This window comes from Micromonospora trifolii (assembly GCF_050516465.1).
GTDB classification, from domain to species: domain Bacteria; phylum Actinomycetota; class Actinomycetes; order Mycobacteriales; family Micromonosporaceae; genus Micromonospora; species Micromonospora trifolii.
Genome location: NZ_CP191526.1, coordinates 5,873,407 through 5,892,438, shown reverse-complemented (window position 1 = coordinate 5,892,438; position 19,032 = coordinate 5,873,407). Strand labels below are relative to the sequence as shown.

At 69.3% G+C, this 19,032-nt stretch carries 13 protein-coding genes and 2 tRNA genes; 9 read left to right on the top strand and 6 right to left on the bottom strand.

Annotated elements, in window-relative coordinates; genetic code table 11:
- Positions 1–33: 33 nt before the first annotated feature.
- Positions 34–1,149, bottom strand: coding sequence for a globin domain-containing protein (locus tag ACQRWP_RS27400; RefSeq protein ID WP_430498819.1), 1,116 nt, complete (start codon positions 1,147–1,149; stop codon positions 34–36).
- Positions 1,150–1,293: 144 nt separating this feature from the next.
- On the opposite strand from ACQRWP_RS27400, the gene ACQRWP_RS27395 reads away from it, so the two are divergent.
- On the top strand, positions 1,294–2,064 hold the full coding sequence (locus tag ACQRWP_RS27395; protein WP_430498818.1) for a CPBP family intramembrane glutamic endopeptidase: 771 nt from the start codon (positions 1,294–1,296) through the stop codon (positions 2,062–2,064).
- A 4-nt stretch (positions 2,065–2,068) separates the two neighbouring features.
- On the opposite strand, the gene ACQRWP_RS27390 is transcribed toward ACQRWP_RS27395, so the two are convergent.
- Positions 2,069–3,376, bottom strand: a complete 1,308-nt coding sequence (locus ACQRWP_RS27390) for a hypothetical protein (RefSeq protein ID WP_430498816.1) — start codon at positions 3,374–3,376, stop codon at positions 2,069–2,071.
- A 239-nt stretch (positions 3,377–3,615) separates the two neighbouring features.
- Between ACQRWP_RS27390 and ACQRWP_RS27385 the strand changes: the two genes are divergently transcribed.
- From ACQRWP_RS27385 to ACQRWP_RS27375, 3 genes are all read left to right on the top strand, one after another.
- Positions 3,616–3,706 (top strand) — tRNA-Ser (locus ACQRWP_RS27385).
- Between the two features lie 35 nt (positions 3,707–3,741).
- Positions 3,742–3,814: transfer RNA gene (locus ACQRWP_RS27380), tRNA-Arg, on the top strand.
- Positions 3,815–3,964: 150 nt separating this feature from the next.
- Positions 3,965–4,249 carry an SCO0607 family lipoprotein gene (locus ACQRWP_RS27375; RefSeq protein ID WP_430498815.1) on the top strand — a complete coding sequence of 95 codons (285 nt, stop codon included), beginning with the start codon at positions 3,965–3,967 and terminating at the stop codon, positions 4,247–4,249.
- Positions 4,250–4,445: 196 nt separating this feature from the next.
- Here the strand turns inward: ACQRWP_RS27375 and ACQRWP_RS27370 are convergent, their stop codons facing one another.
- Positions 4,446–6,002, bottom strand: coding sequence for a hypothetical protein (locus ACQRWP_RS27370; RefSeq protein WP_430498813.1), 1,557 nt, complete (start codon positions 6,000–6,002; stop codon positions 4,446–4,448).
- Between the two features lie 564 nt (positions 6,003–6,566).
- On the opposite strand from ACQRWP_RS27370, the gene ACQRWP_RS27365 reads away from it, so the two are divergent.
- The 4 genes from ACQRWP_RS27365 to ACQRWP_RS27350 all read left to right on the top strand — a co-directional run bounded on the left by ACQRWP_RS27365 (position 6,567) and on the right by ACQRWP_RS27350 (position 12,406).
- Positions 6,567–7,679: a ricin-type beta-trefoil lectin domain protein gene (locus tag ACQRWP_RS27365; protein WP_430498811.1), complete on the top strand. Its 1,113-nt coding sequence runs from the start codon at positions 6,567–6,569 to the stop codon at positions 7,677–7,679.
- A 291-nt stretch (positions 7,680–7,970) separates the two neighbouring features.
- Positions 7,971–8,549 carry a DUF3455 domain-containing protein gene (locus ACQRWP_RS27360; RefSeq protein ID WP_430498809.1) on the top strand — a complete coding sequence of 193 codons (579 nt, stop codon included), beginning with the start codon at positions 7,971–7,973 and terminating at the stop codon, positions 8,547–8,549.
- Positions 8,550–8,738: 189 nt separating this feature from the next.
- Complete coding sequence (locus ACQRWP_RS27355) at positions 8,739–10,358, top strand: serine/threonine protein kinase (protein ID WP_430498808.1); 1,620 nt, start codon at positions 8,739–8,741, stop codon at positions 10,356–10,358.
- A gap of 515 nt (positions 10,359–10,873) precedes the next feature.
- Positions 10,874–12,406 (top strand): non-reducing end alpha-L-arabinofuranosidase family hydrolase, encoded by a 1,533-nt coding sequence (locus ACQRWP_RS27350; RefSeq protein ID WP_430498806.1) that lies wholly within the window; start codon positions 10,874–10,876, stop codon positions 12,404–12,406.
- Positions 12,407–12,498: 92 nt separating this feature from the next.
- On the opposite strand, the gene ACQRWP_RS27345 is transcribed toward ACQRWP_RS27350, so the two are convergent.
- Positions 12,499–13,020: a class I SAM-dependent methyltransferase gene (locus ACQRWP_RS27345; protein ID WP_430503305.1), complete on the bottom strand. Its 522-nt coding sequence runs from the start codon at positions 13,018–13,020 to the stop codon at positions 12,499–12,501.
- A gap of 188 nt (positions 13,021–13,208) precedes the next feature.
- Entirely contained in the window at positions 13,209–14,696 is a 1,488-nt protein-coding gene (locus ACQRWP_RS27340) for an MFS transporter (protein ID WP_430498804.1), read from the bottom strand.
- A gap of 286 nt (positions 14,697–14,982) precedes the next feature.
- Between ACQRWP_RS27340 and ACQRWP_RS27335 the strand changes: the two genes are divergently transcribed.
- Entirely contained in the window at positions 14,983–15,738 is a 756-nt protein-coding gene (locus ACQRWP_RS27335; RefSeq protein ID WP_430498801.1) for an SDR family NAD(P)-dependent oxidoreductase, read from the top strand.
- A 62-nt stretch (positions 15,739–15,800) separates the two neighbouring features.
- On the opposite strand, the gene ACQRWP_RS27330 is transcribed toward ACQRWP_RS27335, so the two are convergent.
- The gene (locus ACQRWP_RS27330) at positions 15,801–19,031 is read right to left on the bottom strand and encodes a S8 family peptidase (protein WP_430498799.1); all 3,231 of its coding nucleotides are present in this window, start codon (positions 19,029–19,031) and stop codon (positions 15,801–15,803) included.
- Position 19,032 lies beyond the last annotated feature (1 nt).

Below are 19,032 nucleotides of genomic sequence, written 5' to 3'. Positions count from 1 at the left end.
GGGGCACGCGCCCCGGTGTGGGGGGAGGAACGTCTAGAGGTCACCGAAGGTGTCGTAGCGGATGTGTGGCGGCGGCACGTCGTCCGCGGCGAGCACCCGCAGGGTGGACCGGACCATCCGGGCGGCACCGGAGACAAAGCAGTCGTGCGTGGTCCACGGGCCGTACCGGGCCACCACTTCCGGGATCTCGCCCTGCTCGCCGTCGAAGTCCGGGTCCTCACTGCACGCCGGGGTGACCGACAACCACGGGTGTACGGCAACCAACTTCTGCAACCCGTCCAGGCCGTACAGGTCGGCCGCCTGCCGGGCGCCGTAGAAGACGTGCACCCACCGGGTCCGGTTGTAGGTGGCCAACTCCTCCACCAGCGCCTTGATCGGCGCCAGCCCGACGCCGCCGGCCACGCAGAGGATGTCCCGTTCCGAGGCGCGGTCCAGGGTCATCGACCCCATCGGCGCCGCCAGGCGGAGCAGGTCACCGGGCCGCACCCGCCGCACCAACGCGCCGGACACCCAGCCGGCCCCCGGAGACCGCACGTGGAACTCCAGCACGTTGTCGTCGTTCGGAGCGTTCGCCACCGAATAGTTGCGCCACACGCGGGGGTGGTAGCGCGGCACCTCCAGGCTCACGTACTGCCCCGCCTGCCAGCGCAGCGGATGCTGCAACGCTCGGCAGGTCAGCACGGCGGTGTCCGGGCCGTACCGCTCGTGGGTCAGCACCTCGGCGTGCCAGAACGGCGGGTCGTCGTCGGAGGCGGCGCCGGCCACCATCAGGGCGGCGATCGCCGCGTACGCCTCCCGCCACGCCTGGTCGTACTCCAGGTTCCAGCCGTCGCCGGCGGTGCTGCGCAGCGCGTCCAGCAGTGCGACGCCCATCGTGGCGTAGTGCCGCTCGTCGACGTGGTACTTGCGGTGGTCGCGGCCCAGCGCCCGGAGGAACTCGTCGAAGCTCTCCGGGTCGTCGACCGTGTGGATCGCCGTGATGATCGCTTCGAGTAGGCGGTCGCCCTGGCCGGTCATCTGCACCGGGAAGAGTTGCCGCAGGGCGGGGTCGAGCAGGAACAGCCGAGCGTAGAAGTGACCGCTCAACCGGACCCGGTCGTCCTCGACCAGGGCCCAGCTCTCCTTCAGCAACCGCGCGAGGTTGTCCACGGACGCTCCTTCTCCAGACGGCAACGGATCGGGCGCTCATAGAATCTCCACGGAGCGTGTCGACTGGTCGCACAGAATGTGCGATCGGCTCATGGTGGCCGGTCGGCCATGTCACCGGTGCCGTACGTCGGGCAGAGTGGTGCGGTGACCGTTGAGTTGACCCGCCCGGTGTCCCGCCGACTGCTGGGCACCGAGACGCTGCTGGTCCTCGGCCTCTCCCTCGGCCAGTCCGCGATCTACGCGGCGGTCTCGATCATCGCGAAGTTGACCGCCGACGGTCCGCTCTCCACGCAGACCGCCTCGCTGAACACCTCGGCATCGGCCCGCCCCTGGCTGGACCTCACGTACCAACTGCTCGGCATCGTGTTCGCGCTGCTGCCCGTGCTGCTCGCCGTACACCTGCTCAGCCGTGACCCCGGCGACCCGGCGCGGACCCTCGGCCTGGACGCCCGGCGGCCCGGCCAGGACGTGGCGCGCGGAGCCGGCCTGGCGGCGCTGATCGGCCTACCCGGGCTGGCGCTGTTCTGGGTGGCGGCCCACCTGGGCCTCAACGCCACGCTGGTGCCGGCCGCGCTGCCGGACGTCTGGTGGGCGGTCCCGGTGCTGATCCTCGCCGCCGTGCAGAACGCCGTGCTGGAAGAGGTGATCGTGGTCGGCTACCTGGTCACCCGGCTACGCCAGCTCCAGTGGCGGCTGGCCGCGATCATCGCGGCCAGCGCGCTGCTGCGCGGCTCGTACCACCTCTACCAGGGCTTCGGCGCGTTCGTCGGCAACGCGATCATGGGCGTCGTGTTCAGCCTCTTCTACCTGCGCACCCGGCGGGTGATGCCGCTGATCATCGCGCACACCCTGCTCGACGTGTTCGCCTTCGTCGGCTACGCGCTGCTGCCCCGGGAGTGGTTCGACTGGCTCTGACCGGTCAACGCCGGCCGGAACGGTAGACGGCGACCGCTCGGGCCGCGAGCCGGTCGGCCGCCGCCGCGTCACCCAACGCCGCCGCGAGCACCGCCGCGCCCGGCAGCAACCGGGCCACCAGCCGCAACGCCACCCAGCCGCCGGCCTGCGCCGTGAGCGGCGCGGCCAACCGCCAGGCCGCCTCCGCCGTCCGCGGCCACGCCCCCTCGACCGGGTCACCCGCCGACTCGGCGGCGGCCAGGGCCGCCGCCGCGCTCGCCCGATCCGGGTGCACCTGGGTCAGCACCAGCAGGTCGACGGCCCGGTCGGGATGCGTCGGATCCTTGCCGTACGCCGCGGCCAGGTGCAGCACCAGCTCCGAATGCGTCCACAGCACCGCCGCCAACTCGGCCAGTGGCGCGAAGAAACCGGCCAGCGCGGCGGTCGCCCCACCCGCACCCGCCGAGCGGACGAACCGCCGGGTCGCCAACCGCGCCAGGCCGTCCGCCGACGCGTCCGGATACCGGGTGCGCAATCCCAGGGCCCACCCGGCCGCGCCGGGCCCGAACGCCCGCACCGCGGCCAGGGCCAACAGCTCCGGCGCGAAGCCCGGGTGGTCGAGCACGCGCGCGACGACCGCGCGCAGCTCCGATTCCGGGGTACGCCCCAGAGCCGGCTCTGCCTGCCGCACGGCAGGTGCCGCCGGCACCGTCTGCTGCTGCTCGGCGGGTGCCGCTGGTGCCATCTGCGGCTCGGCGGGTGCCGTCTGCTGCGGGGCCACGGGTGCGGGGGCGGGCTCTGTCGGCGTGGTGCTCTTGCGTGGGGTGACCGCGCGTTTGGTGGCCTTTGCGGCTTTGACCGGGGTCGCTGGTGGGGTGGTGCTCGCCTCTTCGGTCGGGCTCGCGGCGGTGGTGGTGCTCCCTGCTGTGGTGCTGCTGGGAGCCTTGGTGGGGTTTGCTGCTTTGGTGGCGTTTGTGGGGCGCTTGCGCGGTGCCGGCGTGGTCGGCGTCACCTCGGCGGGCGTCTCGGCTGCCTTACGGGGAGCAGCCTTGCGAACGGAAGTGGTCCGGGCCTTCGGCGGTGCCGATGCGACGCCTGCTGCTGGACCTGGTTGGTCGCCGTCCGGCTGTTCCGGCTGCTCCGGGCTCGCCTCGGAGGTCAGCTCGGTCGGTGCGCGTCGAGGCTGTCGAGGCAGGGGGTGGTCCGGCTCCGGAGGCTGGAAGAGCACCGCCGGGGCAGCCTTGGCCCGTCGAGGACGCTGGCTCGCCGGAGCGGCTGCCGGCGGTGCCGTCGACTCGGTGGGCTCCACCGTCCCGGTGGGCTCCTCGGCCACGATCGGCGGCCTGAAGGTGGCCCGTGGGGAGCGCCGACGCGCTCGTTCAGCAGGCTCTCGACTGGTCGACTCGCTGGGCGGCTGCTCCTGCATATCGATGGAGCGTAGTCCCGATCACGCCGGCGCACAGCGTTGAAACACGGAGGCGGGCGGGCCCTGGTGGGCGTACCCCGGAAGTCGTTTTGCTCCCGGTGGGTGGCGACCTGTATCCTCGGGCGCGGTGGTCTGAGGATCACCAGGGAGACTTCGCCTAGTCTGGTCTATGGCGCCGCACTGCTAATGCGGTTGGGGTCTTAAAGCCCCTCCCGGGTTCGAATCCCGGAGTCTCCGCGCGAAAGCCGGGTGTGTACACTGGCTGAGCACAAGCGCCCGTAGCTCAATGGATAGAGCATCTGACTACGGATCAGAAGGTTAGGGGTTCGAGTCCCTTCGGGCGCACAAGATCATGAGGGTCCTGAGCTGCGGAGACGCGGATCAGGGCCCTTAATTGTTTGTGGACGCTCATTGGTACGCCGGTGTGACGCGCGGCGTGAGTTGAGTACGCGTGCGGATGGCAGGCACCGCCCGGTGCGACCAGAATTTCTCCCCATGCGAACGCGAATCGTGATCGCCCTGGCCGCGGTCGGCCTGGGTGGGCTGCTGGCCACCACCGCCGGTTGCTCGTTCCAGGAGAACATCTGCGCCAGCGGTGAGTATCCGGCCATCGCGGTGGGCGGGCAGGGCGGCAGCGCCTGCTTCCCGGACGGGCAGGAGCCGACCCCGCCGTACGTCCGCTACCCGGAGGGCAAGGTTCCGCAGCACGTCGACGACGAGTGGGACGTCTACTGGCGCAGCCACGGCATCGACGAGAACAACAACATCATCGAGACCTGAGCCGCCTACCAGGAGAATCGTCGCCCGGACGGGCCGGCGCGCCCTCTCGCCGTTCCGCGGCAGAGCCCTCGGCCTTCCTGTAGACGGCAGCCGGTCCCGCCGCAGGCCCGATCTTCGTGACCGAACCTGTGCGGGACCGGATGCCCGTACCTGCTCTATTACTTCTTGCTACCCGATTGCCGGGGCGATCGGATGATCAGCCGAAGCAGTTGGGAACCGGCGGTGAGCTGGGTGTGCAGTTCGTGGGCCGGTTGCCGCTGATCACCGTCTTCTGGTCCACGGTGACCTGGCCGCCGTCGTTGAAGATCCCGCCGGGTGCCAGGAAGGAGATGTTGTCGGTGACCTTGCTTTCGGTGAGGGTGAGCGTGGCGTTGTTGTAGATTCCGCCGCCCTGGGAGTTCGTGCCGATGGCCCGGTTCCGGTCGACGTGGGTGCGGCGCAGGACGACGGTGCCGCTGCCGTTGTAGAGGCCGCCGCCGTGTTCGATGGTGCTGTTCGTGCTGGCGGTGTTCTCGCTGATCGAGCTCTCTTCGGCGACGAACTGGCCGATCTGGTTGTAGACGCCGCCGCCGCGTTGGCCAGCTTCGTTGTGGTGGACCTTGCCGTGCGTGAGGTGGAAGACGCCGTCGGAGAAGATTCCGCCGCCTTCGCTGCCGGCTCGGTTGTCGTTGACTTCGATGTTCTTGGCCTCGGTGGTGGAGTTGATACCGCCGCGGATTCCGCCGCCGCGGAAGCCCGCTGTGTTGTTGTCCAGTTGGATGTTGTCGAGGACGGCGACGCTGCTGTTCGACAGCCCACCACCCGCGCCACCGAGGGGCAGGATGTTGAAGACCCCGATCGTGTTGTTGTAGCTCAGTCGGGTGTTCTGCACGATGAGGTTGCCGTTGTTGTGGATGCCCCCGCCGTCGTACAGGGCGCTGTTGTTGCTGATGGTGCTGCCGCCGTCCTTCTTGTTGCCCTTGTCCTTGCCGTTCCAGTCCTTGCCGTGGTCGGTCCGGCCGAGGATCTTCGCGACGCCGAAGTTGGCGATACCGCCGCCCAGGCCGTTGGTCTGGTTGTAGACCACTTTGGTGTTCTCGATGGTGGCCTTGCCGCCGATGTCGATCCGGATGCCACCGCCTCCGCCGCCGACCCCACTCTCGGCTTGGCCGCCCTTGATGGTGGCGTCGCGGAGCGTCAGGTCGCCGCCGGCTCCTACCTCCAGGATCCGGAACGGGGTGGCGTTCGCCGCGCGGACGATGGTGGACCCGTTTCCGTCGATCACGACGTGCTGGGTGACGATCGGCAGGCCGACCGCGCCGAAGGGCACCGGTGGCTGGGGTGCGGATCTGTTGAGCGTGTAGGTGCAATTCTCGGCGAGCCGGAGCTTTGCCCCGGAGTTGGCGTTCGCGCGGACGATCGCCGCGATCAGCTCGTCGGCGTTGCAGGGTACGGACCGGAAGTCGTCGCCTCTGTCGTCTCGATGGTCGCCGTCCTTCTTGTGGTCCTTGCCGTCGCGGCCGCCCGGGTCCTGGCCCCCGTGGTCGTCGCCGTTGCCCCGGCTGCCGTCGGCGAGAACCTGCGTTCCGGCGTTGGAGGGGTTGCCGCTCTTTGCGGGCGCTCCGCTCACTCCCGCCGAGGTGAAGGCGGCCAGACCGACCACTCCGGTCAACCCGGCCACCCCGGCGACGAGCAAGCGCGCCCGGCGCCGCTTCGGCGGACTGGCCTGACCTGCCGCTGCTTCGCTCCTGTTCGGGTGCAGATAGTTGGACATCGAGCTACCAGCCCTTCTCCGTACACCAGGTTTCCGCACGTCACAGTCGGTGCAGAAGGCGACAAATCGGTTGCCGCCACCAAGGCGAAGGTAGTCGAGCGATCCTCACATCAAACGGGCTTATGCGAAAAATGCCTACATTCGGCGTACGCGTCACTCGCACCCCAGCAGTGTCGCCATGCCCTTCTGTCCTACCGGCACCTGGCGACCCAGCGGACGTGATCCACTCGCTTTTCATGAAGTCGGGGTATCCCTGGTGCCCGGACACCCCGACTTCGTGAAAGCGGAGTGGATCACTCGCTCAGCTCACCGGGACCGGGGGGCGGCAAGCGGCGCGGACGGCGAGTGGCAGCCGCCGACGCTCGACGCAGGCGCCGTCGCGCCGGCCAGGACACCCGGGTTGCTGGCGCTTGACGTGGGCTAGATCAGCGACAAGAATTTACATGAATCGCTGTTAGCGTTAACAAACCGTCCCAGTGTTGCGACGGCATCGTCATGCCGGTGTGGCAGCGGTCGCGACGGCCTGACTCCTCGGTCAGCACTACCACTGCAGGGGAGAAATCTATGCGAACGAGGGCAAGATGGCTCGCGGCGACTGCCGCACTCGGTGTTGTCCTCGCCGGGGTGCTGACCTCGACCGGCCCGGCCAACGCGGAATCCAACGGCGGGGTGCGGGTCATGCCTCTCGGCGACTCCATCACCGAGGGCACACAGGTGCCGGGCGGGTACCGCATCGGGCTCTGGCAGCGCCTCGTCAACGGTCGGTACACAGTGGACTTCGTCGGGTCGCAGTTCAACGGGCCGGCCAGCCTGGGTGACCACGACCACCAGGGGCATCCCGGCTGGCGCATCGACCAGATCGACGCGAACATCGTCGGCTGGCTGAACACCCAACGGCCGCAGACCGTCCTGCTGCACATCGGGACCAACGACATCCTTCAGAACTACAACGTGAGCACCGCGCCGAACCGGCTCTCCACCCTGATCGACCGGATCACCACCACGGCTCCCACCGCAGAGGTGTTCGTCGCGCAGATCATCCCGCTCTCCAACAGCAACCAGGAGGCGGCCGTACGCACCTTCAACGCGGCGATCCCCGGCATCGTGCAGAGCAAGGTGAACGCCGGCAAGCGGGTGCGCCTGGTCGACATGCACAGCGCTCTCACCACCACCGACCTGATCGACGGCATCCACCCCACGTCCGGCGGCTACGACAAGATGGCTGCCCGCTGGTACAGCGCGTTGCAGTCGGTGCCCGGCAGCATCGGCAACCCGGGCAGCGGCACCGGGCAGACCACTGCGATCGTGGGCGCACTGTCCGGTCGCTGCGTCGACGTCCCCGGCTCTTCCACCACCAACGGCACCCAGGTGCAGTTGTGGGACTGTCACGGCCGCACCAACCAGCAGTGGACCTACGCGAGCAGCAAGACACTGACCGTGTACGGCAACAAGTGCCTCGACGCCGCCGGCTACGGCACCTCCCCGGGCACCCTGGTCACCATCTACGACTGCCACGGCGGAACGAACCAGCAGTGGAACGTCAACGCCAACGGCGCCATCACCGGGGCGCAGTCCGGCCTCTGCCTGGATCCCTACAACGTGGGTACGGGCAACGGCACGAAGCTCGTCCTCTGGACCTGCACCGGCCAGACCAACCAGCAGTGGAGCCGCCGATAGCTCGTACGGTCGCGGCCGGCGGTCGGATCGCAGGTGATCCGACCGCCGTGGACGCGGCACGCCGGAGGCGCCGGGTGTCGGTGAGCGTGATGCCGACCAGGACGCCTACGGTGACGAGCACGACGAGGATAAGACGCCGAAGAGCAGCTCCAGTAGCGTCGCCGGCCGCCCGCCGGCACCTCCGCCAGGTGAATGGTCGTTCAAATCGGGCGCGATTTTGATCGTTCTACGCATGCTGTCCGTGCAGGAGAAAGTGGGCGTAGGTGCGCCTGCCTGAAACGGAGGAATCGCATGCTCAGCACTTTTCACTCGCGGATTCGAGCGGTTGCCGTCATCGGCGTGGCCGGTGTCGTGGCGGCGATCGGCGCGGTGACCCAGCACGCGTCCGCTGCCGAGGTAGCCGCGCCGACTGCTGTGGGCGCCGACGCACGCCGGGTCGACATCCCGCGCATCACCTCCGCAATCAAGCCACCGGCGGGATCGCGCCCCGTTGGTGCGTACGTCGTCACTCGCGGAACGCAGACCTACACGTGTGCTGGCGGAGTGTTCACCGGCGCGTCGGTGCCGGAGGCGCAGTTGGTCGGCACCGGCGGCCGGGTCCATCACTTCAAGGGCCCGAGCTGGCAGTCGGAGCGGGACGGCTCACTGATCACGGCGAAGAAGACCGCGGAGAGCCCGCGACCGGGGACGATCCCCGAGCTGCTTCTGACGGTGGACACCCACACCGGCACCGGCATTCTCAGCAACGTGGCGTACATCAGTCGTCTCCTGACGTCGGGTGGCGTCGCCCCGGCCGGCGCCTGCACCGACGGCGAGACGGCGGCCGTGCCGTACGGCGCTGTCTATGTCTTCTGGGCAGCGAAGCGGTAGGGCCTTGGCGGGCTTCGGTGGCGCCGGACGCGACGACGCGACAAGCTCCGGTTGAGGCCCACTCTCCGGACGGCATCGACCGGGTTCGGTGCGCGGACGATAGGCTGCGGCCGGCGTCGGAGTGACCTAAGGGGAACGGTTGATGGGCGGAACGGTTCGCGCGGTGGTCGCTGTCTGCGGGCATCCGGCGTGAGCGACGGGTTGCGTCCCGGTGATCCGGCACGCCTCGGTGGTTACGAGGTCCTCGACCGGCTTGGCGACGGGGGTATGGGGAGTGTCTTCCTGGCCCGTTCGCCGCAGGGTCGGCTGGTGGCGGTCAAGGTCGTCCGTGCGGAACTTTCGCACGACGAGGAGTTCCGGGGTCGGTTCCGTAGTGAAGTGAACCGCGCCCGCCAGGTTCCACCGTTCTGCACAGCCGAGGTCCTGGACGCCGACCCGGACCATGACCCGCCGTACCTGGTGGTGGAGTACGTCGAAGGGCCCAGTCTGGCCGAGGTGGTCCGGAAACAGGGGCCGCTGGGGGCGGCGCGGCTGCACAGCATCGCGGTCGGGGTGGCCACCGCGCTCACCGCCATCCACGGTGCCGGGGTGATCCACCGCGACCTGAAGCCGGCGAACGTCCTGGTCGCGCCGGGAGGGATCAAGGTCATCGACTTCGGCATCGCCCGAGCGTTCGAGGCGACGAGCCAGCACACCCGGACCAACCAGATGGTCGGGACCGTCTCGTACATGGCTCCGGAGCGGTTCGATGCGGCTTCCGGCCGTCCGACGGGCCCGGCCGCGGACATCTTCGCCTGGGGGGCCCTGGTCGCCTACGCCGCGACCGGCCGCAGCCCGTTCGGGGGCGACTCCGCTACCGCGACCGCGATGCGGATCCTCACTCAACCGCCGGACCTGACCGGGCTCGGTGGGCCGTTGCGGGAGTTGGTCTCCCGGGCGTTGGAGAAGGACCCAGCTGCCCGGCCCACCGCCCGCGAGTTGCTCGACGGGCTGTTGACCGCAGCGCCTCCGGTGGGTGCTGGCGGGCCGGCGCAACTCCTGGGCGCGACGCCGCCGACGAGTGCGTCGCCGGTTGCCGGTGGTGATGATCAGGGCGCACGGTCGGTGCCGCCGGGTCTGGCCACGGCCGGTAGCGCGGGCTCACGCAGGCGGGGCTGGCTCACAGCGCTGGGGGCGACTGCCGCAGTGATCGCGGTGCTGGTGCCCGCCTTCATGTTCGGCCCGCAACTGCTGCGGGGGCAGTCCAAACCGAATCTGGCCGGCTCGACGCCGAGCGGTAGCCCGGCAACCAGCGGGCCGGCGGCCACCGCGTCCACGCCCGCATCGGGCAAGCCGTCCGCCTCACCGTCGACAAGTGTGGACCCCACCGGGGCCATGCTGGCCGGTCAGCGGCGATTCCTGCTGCACGTGGTGAGGATCGACCGTGACCTGTCGCTGCCGTCTCACGGCGAGCTCGAGGTCGGCGACGGGACCGGCAAGGACGCGCTCTTCGTGCTCGAGCCGGTCGGTGTCGACTACATGATCAAGTCCGTCAACCCGGAGATCGCCCACCGCCCGTGCCTCGGGGTCAAGCTCGATTCAGACGGGAACAAGTCGCTCGTGGGAGCCGACTGTCGGCCGACCAAGGCGACAGTGTTCGCGATATCCCGTGAGGGCAAGGACGACAAGGGGCGCCCCTCCTACGCCATCATCAGCGAGGAGTACGGCCCGGTGCAGTGGAGCCCGACCAAGAAGGAAATCTTCGTCGAGTTTCTCGGCGACGCTCCGCTCGACACCACGTTCAGCATGGTCGATCGAGGCGCGGTCTGACTCCGACGTACCCCGGCGCCTGCGGACCAGCCACCCGGTGGGCCTTGACTCGCGCGGCGATCGTTCCCTGACCGTCGCTGCCCGAGCGCCCCTGCCGGTCGATCCGTCAGGCTGAGGTCACCGGCACCGTCGGCAATGGGCAGTCGTCGATGTTAACGCGCTCGCGGGGCCTCCTCAAGGGCCCAGCGGTGGTCCTCCTCGGGGATCTGGGGCGATGCCTGCGGGAATGCGGCTCAAGACGTTTTGCCCCAAGATCCGCAGCCCGGCAGCGGCTGATGTTCCCAGCACATTACGTCTTGACGAACGGCATGTTATCGCTCACAGTCGATGCCTAAGGACGACGACACCTTGGCTTTCCGGGCAAGCCCTGCCTCGTCGATCTCGAATCAGGCGTGCGCCATCGCTCGCCGGCGTCTTGTTAACGCTAACTTTCTGACGCCTGCGCGCTCGGCCACGCGTCGCGGTACGCCCACCCTCGGGCAGGCCGTTCGGCTCTTGGTCACTGGAGGAGGATCATGTCTGCCCTCGATAGGTCTCCATCGATTGCCATGCCGTCACGACGGCGACGTTGGTGGTTGCCCCGCCTTCTCGCCGCCAGCGCGGCGGCGCTGATGGTCGGTGGCGCCGCCGTAGCTGTGGTGTCGTCACCCGCCGCCGCGGCGTCGGTCGACACGAACGCGTGGTACGTGTTGGTCAACCGCAACAGCGGCAAGGCCCTGGACGTCTACAACCTGGCCACGAATGACGGTGCCCGGATCACCCAGTGGGCCCGCAACAACGGCAACCAGCAGCAGTGGCAGTTCGTCGACTCCGGTGGTGGCTACTACCGGGTGAAGTCGCGGCTGTCCGGCAAGGTGCTGGACGTCTCGGGCTTCTCGACCGCCAACGGTGGCAGCATCGTGCAGTGGAGTGACCTCAACGGCACCAACCAGCAGTTCCGGCTGGCCGACTCGGACAGCGGCTACGTCCGGTTGATCAACCGGAACAGCAACAAGGTGATGGAGGTGCAGGGCGCCTCGACCGCCGACGGCGGAAACATCGTGCAGTACGACGACTGGAACGGCACGAACCAGCAGTGGCAGTTCGTCCGCGTCGACGGAACCACGCCGCCGACGACGACTCCGCCGCCGGGCGGCACGTGCGACCTTCCCTCGACGTACCGGTGGTCCTCCACCGGGGTGTTGGCAAACCCGAAGTCGGGTTGGGTGTCGCTGAAGGACTTCACCGTCGCCCCGTACAACGGCCAGCAACTGGTCTACGCCACCACGCACGACTTCGGTAGCAGCTGGGGATCGATGAACTTCAGCCTCTTCTCGAACTACTCGCAGATGGCCTCGGCCACCCAGAACACGATGAACTCCGGGACTGTCGCGCCGTCGCTCTTCTACTTCGCGCCGAAGAACATCTGGGTGCTCACCTACCAGTGGGGTGGCACGGCGTTCTCCTACCGGACCTCGACCAACCCCACCAACGCGAACGGCTGGTCCGCGGCGCAGCCGCTGTTCACCGGAAGCATCACCGGCTCCGGTACCGGTCCGATCGATCAGACGGTCATCGGTGACGGTACGAACATGTACCTCTTCTTCGCCGGCGACAACGGCAAGATCTACCGGGCCAGCATGCCGATCGGGAACTTCCCGGGCAACTTCGGCAGCAGCTACACGACCATCATGAGCGACACCACTAACAACTTGTTCGAGGCCGTTCAGGTCTACAAGCTGCAGGGTCTGAACAAGTACCTCATGATCGTCGAGGCGATCGGCTCGACCGGCCGGTACTTCCGTTCGTTCACGGCGACCAGCCTGAACGGCTCGTGGACGCCGCAGGCCGCGACCCAGAGCAACCCGTTCGCGGGCAAGGTCAACAGCGGTGCGACCTGGACCAACGACATCAGCCACGGTGAGCTGCTGCGCACCAACGCCGACCAGACGATGACCGTCGACGCCTGCAACCTGCAACTGCTCTACCAGGGGCGTTCCCCCAGCTCCGACGGCGTCGACTACGGCCTGCTGCCGTACCGGCCGGGTCTGCTGACCCTGCAGCGCTGACACGATTGATCACGCTCGACTGATCCGGAACGGGCGGGCTCGGCGTCGCGCCGAGCCCCCCGGCTCATGTCAACGCTGCGATCAGCCCAGGCTCACCGGATCGGCGTGCCGGTGACGCAGGTCAGCACCTGGCCCCGACCACGGGTGGCGCTCGATGTGGTCGTGGCGAAACCGTGGGTTTCGAGCAGCAGTTCGGTCGCTGTGAGGTTCGCGATGGCGTGCGCTTCGGTGGGTCGCTCGCCGAAGACGTAGAGCTGCCCTCCCGGTGCCAACAGGCTGCGCATCCGAGCGATCTGCTGCGCCGCGTCGCCCAACCAGAAGAGGCTGACGTTCACCGCGAAGATCTTGGTGAAGTGGTCAGTCGGAAGGTCGGCGGACTCGAACCCGGCTCGCCGGATCTCGGCTCTACCGGCGTCGATGTGGCTGAGGTTCCGTTGGGCCGCCAGCCGCACCATCGTCGCGGCGCTGTCGATGGCGACAATCCGGCCGGTGGTGAGCTGGTCGGCGACCAGGGAGACGGCAACTCCCCGACCGCAGCCGATCTCCAGCACCTGGTCGTCGGGTGCGACAGCCATGGTCTGCACCGCCCAGCGCTGCCGGTGGGCGGCCGTCACCCGAGTCGGTTCGTTCGCCGCGGGCGTCGTGCCGGCGCTGGACGAACCCGGATCGCGGGTCGAAAGAGTGGACCTCACGACGTCACTCGCCGGTGCCTTCTCTGCTCACACCTCTGATTCCACCCTCTCAGCGGAGTCAGTGCACCGTGTCCTCGGTCACCGCGCCGGATCGACAGGCGCGACAGCGATCAGTGCACGGGCGCCGGGGTGACGTCCCCGAGGGCGTCCGTCGGGGCCGGGACGTGCTTCGGAGCGCCGGCGTTCACCATTGCCACGGAGACCAGGGCCGCCGCGACCACAAATCCGACGGCGACCCAGTACGCGACCGAGTAGCCGTGCATCAGCGCCTCGTTCCGCTCCTGGGTTTGCGCCGCCGGGCCACCGTGCGAGACCAGGTAGGTGGCGGCCGAACTGGTCGCGATGGTGTTCAGCAGGGCGGTGCCGATCGACCCGCCGACCTGCTGCGACGAGCTGATCATCGCGGAGGCGACACCGGCGTCCTTGGGCTCGACGCCGTGGGTGGAGATGCTCATCGCGGGCATGAAGGCGGTGCCGATGCCGAGCCCGATCACGGCTTCGGCGAACGCGATCTCCAGGAAGCCGCTGTCCGCGTTGAGCAAAGCGAGCAGCACCAGACCGACAGCGGTGACGAGGTAACCACCGACCATGATCGGCCGGGGGGCGATCCGGTGCGCGAGTCGGGCGCCGATCTGCGTGGCCCCGATCGCCTGCGGCACGGCCATCGGCATGAACGCCAGACCGGCCATCACCGGCGACCATCCCTTGACCTGCTGGAAGTAGTAACTGAGCAGGAGGAACATTCCGAACATGCTGACGATCGCAAGGCCAACCGAGAGGTACGCGGCGGCCCGGTTGCGTTCGGTCAGGACGCGCAGTGGCAGCAGCGGAGACGCGACCCGCGCCTGCACCACGACGAAGGTCGCCAGCAACAGCACCCCGGCGGTGAACGATCCGATGGTCACACCCGCCGACCATCCATGGCTCTCGGCGACACCGAACCCGTAGACGAGGCCGACGAGTCCGGAGCTGGCCAGCAGGACCCCGGGGAGGTCGAGCCGGGCGCGGTGCCGCTCGCCGTCGTCGTGGACGGTGCGACTTGCGCCCAGGATCCCGATGACGGCGATCGGCACGAGGACGAACATCGCGAAGCGCCAGTTCAGGTACTGGGTCAGCAGCCCTCCCACGATCAGGCCGACAGCGCCGCCGGCGATCGAGACCGCGCTGAACACGCCGAACGCCTTCGCGCGTTCCCTCGGCTGCGTGAAGGACAGGGAGAGCAACGAGAGCGCGGCCGGCGCGAGCAGGGCCGCGAACACTCCCTGTAGTGCCCGGGCGAGCAGCAGCATCGCGGCGTTGACGGCCAGGCCGCCGATCGCCGAGGCGATCGCGAAGCCGGCCAGCGCGATCAGGAAGGTGCGCTTGCGCCCGACCATGTCACCGATCCGGCCGCCGACCAGCAGCAGGCCGCCGAAGGCCAGGCCGTACGCGGTCACCACCCACTGCCTGCTCCCGTCCGTGAAGTGCAGCGCCTGTTGCGCCGAGGGGAGCGCGATGTTCATGACCGCCCCGTCGAGCACCACCATCAGTTGAGCGATGGAGATGAACAACAGGGCCTTCCACCGCTGGGAGTCAGGGGCGGTGCGACCTCTGGGCATGACTGTTCCTTAAGAGTGGTTTGCGCGGATTCGTGCGACCCGCCAACGCTAACGACTTTCTGGAACGAGCACCAAAGAATGTGCCTGCGGTTACAGCCGCGAAGTGGGCGATTGGACGCTGGAATCCGCAACTATCCGCCATCTAAGAGGGGATCCGCACCTGCGGAGGCGGCTCCTGTGAGTGCTATTACTTTGTCGAACGTTCCAGAAAAGGCTAGCGTTCCGTCTCACGAAGAGCCCTGCGGGCCCCGTGGCGGCTCACCAGTCGAAGTGGATGTGAGACGAGATGTCTGGACGGTTGGAAGCAAAGGTGCTGGTCGTGACCGGCGGGACGCAGGGCATGGGCCTGGCGTTCGCCCAGCGGGCGGCCACGGAAGGGGCCCGCGTCGTCATCGGCGCCCGGGACAAGGACCGGGGCGAGGAGGTCGCCGCGCAGATCAGGAACGCGGGCGGCAGCGCCCTCTTCGTGCCCACCGACGTGACGGTCGAGGAAGAGATGGCGCGGCTCGTCGACGCCGCGGTGACGGAGTACGGGCGGCTGGACGGCGCGTTCAACAACGCCGGCGGTGGCCCGATGGCCAGCGTGCGCGAGACCGACAGCGACAACTGGCACCGGTCGCTCGCCCTCAACCTCACGAGCGTCTTCTACGGCCTCAAGTACGAGCTCCCGGCGATCATCGCCTCCGGCGGTGGCGCGATCGTCAACAACGCCTCCGTCTCCGGCGTGAAGGGTGACGGGACCCAGGCCGCCTACAACGCGGCGAAGCACGGCGTCATCGGGCTGACCCGCTCGGCGGCCCACGATGTGGCGCGCTCCGGTGTGCGGGTCAACGCCCTGGTCACCGGGCTGATCGACACGCCGCTCTGGCAGGGCGTGGTCAGCCAGGCCCCGGAGATTGCGGAGCGCTACCTGTCGGCGCAGCCGACCGGACGAGCCGGCACGTCCGACGAGGTCGCCGCGCTCACCGCGTTCCTGCTCAGCGACGAGGCCACCTTCATCAGCGGCGCGTCCATCGCCATCGACGGTGCCCTCACCGCCTGAGGCACTCGGACCCGGTCCGGGGCGGAGGCTCCAGCAGCCGCCACCCCGGACCAGGCGATGCGTCAGGCGATCCGGTAGGCCCGCTGGATCGTCTGCGTGACAGTGTTGCCGGCGGTGTCGGTAGCGGTCAGCCGCAGCGAGACGAATCCGGCCCGTCGCGGATGACTGATCAGCGCGACGTTCTGGAGCACCGGCAACGCGACCCACGTACGGCCGTCGTCGAACGACGCGGACACACTGAGCGTGCGGTTGGGCGCTGCCTTCGAGCCGGCCTGCCGATCCAGCGCCACCGGAATCGTCATGATCCGGCCCGCGCGTGCCGTGTTGGTGTCATCGAGCACGGGCGTCGGCCGAGCCGTCGTCAGGGGCAACCGCTCCGGCGACGCGGTGTGCGCCGAGGTGAAGGTCCAGGCCGCCGAGACCGACGTCGACAGCGTGTCCGGAGCCTCCCGGGTGACAGCCGCCTCCAGCCGGTAGGTGGCCTTCCCGGCGGGCACCGCGAACTCGGCCCACGGGCTGTCCGAGGTGCCGATCTCCTTACCGTCGCGCAGCAGCCGGAACCGCACCGGCCGGTCGTCGCGGCTCGCGGGGCGACCAGCCGCGTCACCGAACAGTGGCAACGACGCGATCGAGATGGTGTCGCCGTCGCGGCCCGCGTACCCCAGGGGTGACAGGGTCGGTGCCTGGGCCACTGTGGGCCCGAAGGGCGCCGCGTTCCAGGTCTGGCTGTACGTGCGCCCCGACTTGAACGTCGAATCCTGAGTCGTGAGGGTGTCCCCCTCGACGAACGTGGACGTCCAGACGATGCCGCCGTCGGTGTTGTAGTACTCGGTGCCCTTGAACGGCAGGTCGACAGGCGTGTTCGACCCGATCGGGCCCGCGCCTCCGGGTGCCGACGCGCGGTGGAACCGGGTTGCCGTCGCCGTCGTGGACTGGCTCCGGTAGGTCGCCCGAACGGTGGCCAGGTTCTTCGGCGACAGCTTCCTGGTCAGGCCGGTGAACATGTCGCCCTTGTCGACGTACGCCAGGTCGTACGTGTAGGGGCTGTTCCGGAAGGTGCCGTCCCTGCCCGGTCGGGCGAGCCCGACGCCCAGCGTCGCGGTGAACTCGGGCGCCGTGACGGCGGGCCCGAGCCGGCCGAAGAAGACGTCACTGAAGGACACTCCGCTGAGTTGAACGCCCGGGTAGCGCATGCCGTCGTCCCAGTTGGCGCTCACGTTGATCGAGATCGGCGCGGCGTCGTGCTGCGGCAGTGTCAACGCGACCGGCTTGGCGTTGCGGGCGTCGACCGCCTCGGTGACCGGGCCGCGTACGTCCAGGACCGGCTGTGCGAGCAGGGTCGACACGGCGCCTTCGTGGATGGTGCTGTGCAGCGCGTACCGACCCTTGGGCAGCCGCAGGATGCCGCCGCCCGGTGTCGCGGGGAGGGTGCTGAACTCGCCGGTGGTCAGGTTCGCCGCCACTGTCGTGTACTCGGTGGCCGGCTTGCCGTCGCGTCCGGTGTGGTTGAGCCGCACGTCGTAGCTCTCGATCTCACGGTTCAACACGAAGGGCGTCCGTACCCGCAGGTCGCCGGCGCCGGTAGCGGTCAGCGCCCCCTGGTAGACGCCGTCCGGGGCGTCCACCCGGGTGTCCACAGTGATCGTCGCCTCGGCGCGGCCGCCGGCCGGCACCACCAGCGTGGCCGGGCTGACGGTGAGCATGCCGGCCGGGGCCGGAGCGATGGCCAGCGTCAGGGTGACCGGCGCGGTGCCAGTGTTGCGGTAGCCGACGACCTGGGTGATCGGGCTGTCGTCGGCGTGCGGCCAGCGCTGCACCGGAAAGTCGATGGCGGCGATGTCGGTGGCGACCGGCTGGGCGACCGCGCGGGCGATGTCCACCCGGCCGGCGCCCTGCTCGTAGATGGTGTCCTCGCCGGTCGGCTTGGCCGAGTCCATCAGGGCGGCCTTGAGCTGCGGGCCGCTCCAGTCCGGGTGCTGCCCGGCGAGAATCGCGGCGGTGCCGGCCACGTGCGGGGTCGCCATCGACGTACCCGACATGGTGGCGTAGTCGCCACCCGGGGCGGCGGCCACGATGTCGACGCCCGGCGCGCTGATCTCGGGCTTGATGTGGTTGTCGCCGACGCGCGGGCCCCGGCTGGAGAAGTAGGCCCGCTGGTCGTCGGCGTCCACGGCGGCGACGGCGAGAGCGTCGTCGGCGGAGGCCGGCGAGGAGACCGACTTCGGCTTCCCCTCGTTGCCGGCCGCCACCACGAAGAGGGTGCCGTACTGGTGGCTCAGGTCCTGGACCGCGGTCTCCAGTGGGTCGAGGCCGGGCGCGTCGTCGCCGCCCACGCTGAGGTTGACCACAGGGGTCTGCGGCGCGAGCCACTGCATGCCGGTGATGATGTCCGAGTCCTGGCATTCGGTGGTGGCGCAGACCTTGCCGACGAGCAGCTTGGCCCCCGGCGCAACCCCGCGATACCTGCCGCCGGAGGCGGCGCCGCTGCCGACGATCGTCGACGCCACGTGGGTGCCGTGGCCGACCGAGTCGCTGGGGTCGTTGCCGCCGGTGAAGTCCCGGACCTCGGCGAGGTGGCCGGCGAAGTCGGGGTGGCTGGCGTCGATCCCGGTGTCCAGCACGCCGACGGTGACGCCGGTGCCGTCGAAACCGGCCTGCCACGCCGCCGGGGCACCGATCTGCGGCACGCTGCGATCGAGGGAAACCTTGCGCTTGCCGTCCAGCCAGATGTGGGTGATCCCCGCGGCGAGGGTGCGCGCGGACGACGTACCACGGGTGAGCGACGCCCAGAGCGTCACCCGGTCGTCCCGGTCCGCCCGGACCGCGAGCGCGTGCGCGGCCGGGAGATCGGCCCGCACCCGCCCGGCACCCCCGGTGGTCGCGGTCCGCGCCCGCGCCGCCATGTTCTCGGGGTACGCGACCAGCAGCGGCAACTCGGCTGCCCGGTCGTCGTAGCCGAACTCGCCGAGCGTGCTGAGGTCGAACAGGCGTCGATCGAGCCGCCCGTCCCGCACCAGTGGCATCGCGTCCACCGGGATGACGTACTGGTGACCATCTTCCCGGCTGCTCACGAACCGCATGCCGGCACGACCCGGCGCGCGCTGGATCTGCGGGCGGCCCGCCGCGTCCAGCGAAACCCGGTCCCCGGTGATCAGGGTGAAGGTTCCGTGGGCGCCGGGGGCCGTGGCCGTCGGCTTCTCCTGCGCGCTCGCCGGTTGGGCGGTCAGGCCCGCCGCAACCAGCGCGGTCGCGAGTACGCCGGCTGTCAGGGCGCGTCGTTGCCGTCGTCGCACA

Bases quoted from the DNA above. Each gene is read 5' to 3' on its own strand.
- ACQRWP_RS27365 (WP_430498811.1), top strand. From the start codon at position 6,567: ATGCGAACGAGGGCAAGATGGCTCGCGGCGACTGCCGCACTCGGTGTT.
- ACQRWP_RS27375 (WP_430498815.1), top strand. From the start codon at position 3,965: ATGCGAACGCGAATCGTGATCGCCCTGGCCGCGGTCGGCCTGGGTGGG.
- ACQRWP_RS27360 (WP_430498809.1), top strand. From the start codon at position 7,971: ATGCTCAGCACTTTTCACTCGCGGATTCGAGCGGTTGCCGTCATCGGC.
- ACQRWP_RS27340 (WP_430498804.1), bottom strand. From the start codon at position 14,696: ATGCCCAGAGGTCGCACCGCCCCTGACTCCCAGCGGTGGAAGGCCCTG.
- ACQRWP_RS27335 (WP_430498801.1), top strand. From the start codon at position 14,983: ATGTCTGGACGGTTGGAAGCAAAGGTGCTGGTCGTGACCGGCGGGACG.
- ACQRWP_RS27350 (WP_430498806.1), top strand. From the start codon at position 10,874: ATGTCTGCCCTCGATAGGTCTCCATCGATTGCCATGCCGTCACGACGG.
- ACQRWP_RS27370 (WP_430498813.1), bottom strand. From the start codon at position 6,002: ATGTCCAACTATCTGCACCCGAACAGGAGCGAAGCAGCGGCAGGTCAG.